Raw genomic sequence first — 7,522 nt, 5'->3', positions numbered from 1 at the left:
TCCCGCGCTGAGCAAACGAGAGAGGCAGCCGCTTCCCACCACTCACCCCCTGATCAGAGGGCACTTCTTCTGCAGCCGATGGACTCCCCGCATCCTCACGGGCATCCCCGCCCCCGCTCATCGCGAACCCTCACCGCGCTGACCATCCATACCACCAGTGTAGGGTAACCTAACCTAAATTCACAACAGGTCGGCCTGGACAGGCACCTACCTGATCGGACACTCCCTCCGCCTACTGCATGCGCCCGGACAAGGCTCGACCGACGGTGGAGACCTCGCCACGCCGCGGCCGGTCGGTAGGTGTGAACGTCGACGGACGGCTGGGTAGCCCGGAACCACCAGGTGTACGGAACGCGCGTTCGACTCGGGAAGCGATGCCGCTGCCGGTGTGGTCACGGGGCATCATCCCTGGTCAGGGTCGCATGGCGACCGGTCGAACAGTGATTTCAGGGCCGGTAACCAAGATTCAGCGGTTTTTATTGTGGTGCGTTAGGTCCACCTGGTAGGTCGATGGGTAGGCGCGACGGTGGCGTCTGRCTGAGCGTCTTTTTAGTTGAGGGCGTTCGTGCTCGCGGCGGGGGTGGGTGAGGAGTCGGGGATGGTGGGGAGGTGCAGGACGGAGCCGCCGGTGCCGGTGGCGACGGTCACGTCGACGGGTGCGGGGTTGGGGGTGAGGGTGTCGGCGGCGCCGCCGGAGAGCCGGATGGCGATGCGGTGGCCAGCGGCGAATCGATAGTGGTCCGCGCGGATCTGCAGGTCGAACGTGATGAGTGTGCCGACGGGTGCCGGTGTCGGTGTGGTGTGCGAGGTGCGGTGGCTTGCGCGCAGGAATCCGTTGTTCACCAGGGCTGAGGTGCCATCCGGGGCGATGTCGAGGAGTTCGGCGTAGAGGTTGGCGTCGGGGCCGGACAGGGATGCCCGCAGGGTGAGTGCGGGGTGGCCGAGCATCGACGTCGCCTGGGTGAGCGGGGCGGTTTGGAACGTGGCTGATCCGGCGGGGCTTGCCGGGTCGGCGGGCTGGTGGAACGTGGCGGACCCGCTCGTGCCGCGGTCTGCGGACAGTGTGCCGTCCTGGCTCAGGGACAGCGTCTGCGTCCGGGCGCCATTTTTGGGGTTGTAGTTCGAGACCTCGCGCCAGCCGTCGCCGATACCGGCGGGGCCTTCGTAGCTCACGAAGGTGGGGCGGGTCGGGATCGGGACGTCGGGCAGGTTCTTGACCCAGCGGTCGAACCATGCCAGCAGCAGGCCGGGAGCGAGTCCCTCGGGGTTACACAGGCCCGGGCAGTTGGGGAAGGCGATCGGTGAGAGATGCTGCCAGGGTCCGTAGATCGCCCAGGTCCGGTTGAGAGCACCTTCGATGTTGGCCAGGGTGCCCGATCTGAAGTACTGGTCTTCCCACCCGCCGACGGTGAGCACGGGAACTTTGATCGCGCTGTAGCGGCCGGCGAAGGATCGCTCCTGCCAGTAGGAGTCGAAGGTCGGGTGCTCGCGGTTGGCGGCGTACTCAGCGGCGGCGTCGATACGGCCCTGGCTGAGGAGCTGGGCAGTACCGGGCCAGTTGTCGATGGTCCCGCCCTCGGTGGTCTTGATGCCGCCCGGGTAGATGACATCGTCGTAGAGGCTCGCTGGGGGTTGGAGGGGCGCGATGGCCAGCAGGTGCGGCGCCTGCTCGATGGCGGCGCCGTAGGTGGTCTGGCCGCCGTAGCTCTCGCCGAACATGCCGATGCGCCCGTCGGAGAACGGCTGAATCGCCAACCATTCGATGAGGTCACGGGCGTCTCGGCTGTCCTGGGCCGACATGGCATGCTGCCAGGTCCCACCGGAAGGTCCGGTGCCCCGCACATTGCAGACCAGACCGTTGTAGCCGCGGGTGGCGAAGTACGCAGCCTCGCTCTCGAAGGTGGAGCGGATAACGGCATACGGGGTGAACTCGATCACCAGTCCGGGAAACCGGCCAGCAGCCGGGGCGCCGTTTTTGGCGGGACGCACGAGCGAGCAGTCGAGCTGGGTACCGTCTCCCGCGGGCACCTTCACAGAGGTCCGCGTCGAGTCGAACGTCGCCGGACGGGTGTACGACCACCATGCGTTGGTCGCCGCCGACAGCGGTGCCGTTTCGGTCGGACGCGGGCCACTCGCCGACACCGCTGTGCTGTCCGGGGACGACGCCGAGCACGCGGTTATCGCCATCGTCACCGCCGCCAGCACGGGCCAGAAGCGTCCGCGCCCCCGCGACCGCAGGAATCTCCCGCGCCTCGGCGACACAACCTGTCCGGCGCTCACCGTGGCACCTCGCTCGACACCGTCCGCACCCTCACGGGGGGCGGGCTGGGCATGCGATGGTCCGTCCTGTTAGTCGGCACCGGCGGGYCGGGCTGGTGACCGCGGCGAGCCTCCGCGATCAAAGCCTCTGTCTCGGCTGCGTTCAGCAGATTAGGGTGCGCACGCAGCGGGCTAGCTGCGGCACGTTCAGGGTCGAGAGGGTAGGTCATCGTCACGCTCCGATCAGTGGGAGAAGCTCGACACTGTCCCGCATTACCGGTTCACAACTATCCAGTGCTGCCGGAGTACATCCCCAACCGAGGTCTTCCCGGGCAGGCGGGCTGAGCGCTTTCTGGCCGCATTCTTGCCTGGCATTTGCATGCCTCCCTTGTTTCCATCGATTTTTGCCTGGTCCCGCCATCAGGTCAGCCGACAGGGGTGGAGGGCCGACTACACGGGATTTGGAGTTATTCCGGTTGCCGGACCGGCAGGATCACCATGGGCGGTGCGGCGGGGTCGTGGAACACCTTCTGATCCGCGACGCGGGGGATTGTGGCGATTTCCCGCGGCTCGTTTGGGTCCGGGTTGTGGTTGTAGCGCGGGAACGCGCCGCTGGAGATCTGGACCCGAGTGCGATGGTCGCGACTTAAGGGATACGCCGTCGGCCACGACCGCACCGGCGCACAGGAGATTCAGGTTCATCGCACGCGACCTCCTTCTACTCGGACGTGTTGGCTACCGGCGAGCACCAACACGAGGCGGAGCAGGCGGTCAGTCAATTCCTCGGGATCGATGGGATCGTCGCCGTCGATCAACCAGTCGTTGATGACTGCGGCCGTCCCGCCGGCGAGTAACGTCGTCAGGTCCTCGGCCGTGCCCTGGTCCAGCTCACCGAACAGTTTCCGCACGGCCTGTCTTTGGAACGAGCTGAACAGACTGTTGAGTGCTCTGGTCATGGCGAACGCGCACGATCCGGCCTCCATGGAGACCCGCGCGCTGTTCGGTGAGTGAGACGCTCGTGGGCGGGCATGCTCGACAGGTGTCGAGCATGCCCGCCGCATTCAGACGTCGGGTGTCGGTCCATTCGGTTGTCTGCGGGATGACGGTGCGACGAGGGCGTCGCGCCGCAGGCTGTCGTCGGCTTCCGGCTGCGGCGGTTGCGGGTTCTCGGTGGCCCAGCGCATTGCGGGATCGCTACTTGAGGATGTTGGACTGCGCCGCCACGACCAGGAGATGGCGGGCGTCCTCGGGCAGGAGGAACCCGGCCCGGACCGCGTCCTGGGTCGCGCGGTTCCATGCCGAGACGAAACCGCCGTGGTTGCGGTACAAGGCGGTGAGTTGCTCCGCTGAGAAGGGGACGGTGGCGCCGAAGAGCGGACAGGACGGGGTACCGCTGTTACCGAGTCCGCTGAGCTTGGCCACCGCGGCGTCTACGGCTGGCGTGCGGATACCGCCGAGCACGGTGCCGTTCGCGTCCAGTGCGTACTGGAGGGGCTGAACGCTGATCGTMTCGAGGCGTGGCGCCATAGGAGGTGGCGTGCCGTGGGCGACCCAGCGGTTGAGGCTGGCGATCGCCGCGCGTAGGACGAAAGTCTGTGGTCCACTGTTGATCGGCAGGTTACAGGTGTGGTTGGGGTTCGGTTGGTTCGTCGGATGCAGCATCGAGTCGAACCAGTCCGCGACCGGTTGACGGTCTCCGGTGTCGCTAGCGCCCTGCCGCAGGCCGTAGAGGTCGAAGTGTGATGTGCCTGCGACCTCCCAGAGCCGGTAGAGGGGGGTGTCGGGCCGGCGGGAGAGCAGGCCGCCGGTGTCGTTCTCCGTCTGGAAGAGCAGCACCGGAACGTCGAGGTCGTCACGGATGAAGGTGGGCGCCGGAGCCGGTACGTCCGGCAGCGGAGCCTGGGTCAGGGGTGCGCCGGCGGGGGTGATGCGGCTGTGTACCAGGAAGCCGTCGTAGACGTTCACGAGCGGGTGCGCGGCGTTGATGTAGGTGGTGAGGCGGTGCGCCGACTGCGACTCCCCGACGGCGAGCAGACGCTTGGGTGTCAGTCCGTCGAGCAGCAGGTCGGGGTTGTCGCGGATCGCCTGACCGGCCTGGGAGAACATGTCGTAGGAGTAGCTGTCACCGGGATGCGTCAGGGTGGCGTACCGTGCCGGGTCCCCCATCGGCGGCGCCTTGAGCGCGTTGAGGCCGACGGCCTGCGCGGAGACACCCACCCAGGCGTAGCCGCGCCGGGTCAACTYGGTGTGCAGGTGCATCCAGTCCGGGCTGGCGTCCACTCCCCCGGTGACGTTCAGCCACTCGACGACCACCGTGCCGTTGAAGTCGCGGTCGCGGATCGGTCGGTTCACGACGACGCGCGTCTGGTACGGCTGCTGCGAGGACGGTTGGACCGTCCACTTCCCGTCCGTCGTGAGCGGGGCCGTCGGGGAGTACGCGTCCGCCGTCCCCTCCAGGAAGTACTCCGACTGCGCGTAGCCCACGGAGGCGAGGTCGAAGTTCGTGTGCGCGAACACGACCGGCTTACCGTTTCCCCCGGTCACAGGCCCCATTTCGGCCGGGGACGCGGCATCCGCGTAAGCAGTCCCACTTAACCCGACACATGCTACGAGCGCACACGTCACCCCCAGCATCCGATGTCGAACCACAGCCATTCCCCTCTCGTCTTACGTCAATAGCCTTGACCGGCCTGCACGTCGAGACGTTAATGGCAGATCATGACAAGACCGACAGGTTGCGAAAGCTAGCTCCTGCGGCAAAAGGGTGTCAACCCTCAATGAGGTACAGCCCATGGCGAATCACCATCGCGACCCGACCAGCGACCCTCGCGATCACAAATAGTCGCCAGCCATGCTCTTATGGTTACGAAGCGAGTCTGCCCCTTGGCATGACATGCCACTGTTGACATGAACACGCGCGAGGTGGCACGGTTCCCTCTCAGGGGGCGGGAAGCGACCTAAGGGGAACGATGTCGACGGACCAGTCCTTGCACGAGAGGACGGCGCGCGATCCCGCTTCGTCGGCCAGGTACGCCCCGAGCACGTTCCTGCGTTGGCTGCTCGTGACGCTGTCGTGTGGCGCGGGGGCCGTCCACTTGGTCATGGTCCCCCCGCACGCGCAGGAATCGTTGGTCATGGGCCTGGCGTTCGCTGCCGCGGGTTGGTTCCAGATCGGGTTCGCGCTCGCCGTGCTCGTGGCACCCACGCGTGTCTGGCTGTGGCTGGCTGTTGCCGCGAACCTCGTCTTCCTCACGGCGTGGGCGACCAGCCGTACCGTCGGGCTGCCGGACTGGACGGGTGACGGCGGCACCCGGCAGGCCCGTTCGGCTGACATCCTTTGCGTGGTCTTCGAAGTCGCGATCGTGGTCGGCGCGGTCGCGCTCCTGGTCGAGTCGAGGGTGCTCGAACGCTGGAAGAGCGCGGCGCCGGCCGTGGCCGTCGCGGTCGCCGTCGGCGTCCTCGCGGGCACGACCGCGGTTCTCGTGTCGCCGAGCACAGCCAACCACGCGCATGCATCCGGCGATGAGCATGCCCATCCCACAACCGCCACGGCCCACGGCCACGACGCGTCGGACCCCTCGGCGGCCACCGGGCACGATCACACCGAGAGCACCATCACCTACGACAAGCTCCCCGCGGCGACCAAGGCCGAGGTCGACCAGGTGATCGCGCTGTGGGCGAACAAGTACCCGACCGCCGCCGACGCGGCGAGCGACGGCTGGTTCAACCCGGGCAGGAGCCTATACGGGATCGGCGCGCACTACGTCAGTACCGTCGGCTTCAGTGGCGCCGCGGCGTTCGACATGCTGAACCCAAACATCCTCCTCTTCGACGGTGACGGGCCCGACGCGAAGTTCGCGGGGCTCAGCTACGTGGTCGCTGACGTGCCCGAGGGCTTCACCGGCGACTACGACGCGTGGCACAGCCACCCGTCGGCCTGCTTCGAGGGCGGCAGGGTGTCATCGCTCACGGAGAAGAACTCCGCCGTCTGGCTGAGTGAGAGCGAGTGCACAGCACGAGGTGGGAAGGTACGCCCGCTCGAGAACGACCAGATGATGCACCTGTGGATCGGACCTGAGTACATCAACCGCGCCCCGATCTTCGCGCACGACCACCCCGACCTCTACGACGGCTACAACCCCAAGCGCGACGGCTAACCGCTCCGCCGTTTCCCAGGCAGGAACGGCCTAGGCTGCAAGGAGGGAGCGGGTGCCGGAAAGAGTGTGGGACCGATGGGATGACCGAGTTGACGACCGAGTCGCTTGCCGCGCAGCTGAGGACTAAGCGCTCGGAGATGATGATCTCCGAGTTGGAGGCCGTCGCGCTCCGGCTGTTCGAGGAGCGCGGGTTCGACCAAGTCACCGTCGACGACATCGCCTCCGAAGCACACATCTCGGTGCGGACGTTCTACCGCTACTTTCCCGCCAAGGAAGACGTGCTGCTGGTGAAGATCGACCGACGGAGCCAAGCGCTACAGGCCACGCTGGCGACCCGTGCCATCGACGAGGCTCCGCTGCACTCGCTGCGCCTCGCACTGATGGAGGCAGTGTCGCGGGAGGACCCGGCCCTCARCAGGCGCTGGACGGAAGTGATGATGGCTACCCCGAGCGTGTTGAGGACGGTGCTGGGCGGAATCCAACTGAAGACCCAGAGGGTGATCGCGGAGTTCCTTGGTTCTCGCCTCGGCCTGCCCAGTGACGCTCTGGTACCCACCATGCTGGCCGCGGCAGTCGGCGGCGTCATCCAGACGGCGCAGACGCAATGGTTCCTCGAGGGTGGCGACTTGGTGACGAGGATCTCGGAAAGCCTCGAGGTCCTGGAACAAGGGATCGTATCCGATCCGAGGACCTGGTCTGGTTGATCCACGCTCCCTACGTCCAYGTCCTCCGGGAGATCGATACGGGACACGATCTGATGATCACCGAACCGCGGGCCGTCACTGACGCGCTCCTACAGATCGTGTGGGGTGCCAGAAGTCGGCCTGGGCTGTGAGCAGGGATGATGCGGCGGCGCGGCTGCTGTCGGCATGATGGTCACCTATGTCCATCCTGTGGGGCTCCAGAATCCCGATTTGGGCGGTGACCTGCGCGTTTGCCTGCCGGATGGGGCCTGCGTCGGGCAGGCTGGATGGTCATGGTGTGGTCGCTGCTCTACGCCCTGACACGCAACCGGAATCCGTCAAGCTGTTTGAGGCGAGTTGCTCGCAGATTTAGTTACCCGGCCTGGTCCGACTGGTCTGGCTCGTCACCGTCCTGCTGGGGTC

At 66.6% G+C, this 7,522-nt stretch carries 5 protein-coding genes; 2 read left to right on the top strand and 3 right to left on the bottom strand.

Going from position 1 to position 7,522, the window contains the following annotated elements; genetic code table 11:
* Window positions 1-549: 549 nt before the first annotated feature.
* The 3 genes from BBK14_RS06780 to BBK14_RS06765 form a co-directional block, all read right to left on the bottom strand.
* The gene (locus BBK14_RS06780) at window positions 550-2,034 is read right to left on the bottom strand and encodes a CocE/NonD family hydrolase (RefSeq protein WP_275078451.1); all 1,485 of its coding nucleotides are present in this window, start codon (window positions 2,032-2,034) and stop codon (window positions 550-552) included.
* 923 nt (window positions 2,035-2,957) lie between these two features.
* A complete protein-coding gene (locus BBK14_RS06770) occupies window positions 2,958-3,215 on the bottom strand; it encodes a hypothetical protein (RefSeq protein WP_198541195.1) in 258 nt (85 codons plus the stop codon).
* Between the two features lie 238 nt (window positions 3,216-3,453).
* Window positions 3,454-4,812, bottom strand: coding sequence for an alpha/beta hydrolase domain-containing protein (locus BBK14_RS06765; RefSeq protein ID WP_071060330.1), 1,359 nt, complete (start codon window positions 4,810-4,812; stop codon window positions 3,454-3,456).
* A gap of 434 nt (window positions 4,813-5,246) precedes the next feature.
* On the opposite strand from BBK14_RS06765, the gene BBK14_RS06755 reads away from it, so the two are divergent.
* Window positions 5,247-6,416: a hypothetical protein gene (locus tag BBK14_RS06755; protein WP_131802186.1), complete on the top strand. Its 1,170-nt coding sequence runs from the start codon at window positions 5,247-5,249 to the stop codon at window positions 6,414-6,416.
* Between the two features lie 80 nt (window positions 6,417-6,496).
* Window positions 6,497-7,120, top strand: a complete 624-nt coding sequence (locus BBK14_RS06750) for a TetR family transcriptional regulator (RefSeq protein ID WP_071060327.1) — start codon at window positions 6,497-6,499, stop codon at window positions 7,118-7,120.
* The last annotated feature ends 402 nt before the right edge of the window (window positions 7,121-7,522 follow it).

This window comes from Parafrankia soli (genome assembly GCF_001854695.1).
GTDB classification, from domain to species: Bacteria; Actinomycetota; Actinomycetes; order Frankiales; family Frankiaceae; genus Parafrankia; species Parafrankia soli.
The sequence above is the reverse complement of the archived record's forward strand: the minus strand, read 5'-3'. Positions and strand labels throughout refer to the sequence as shown.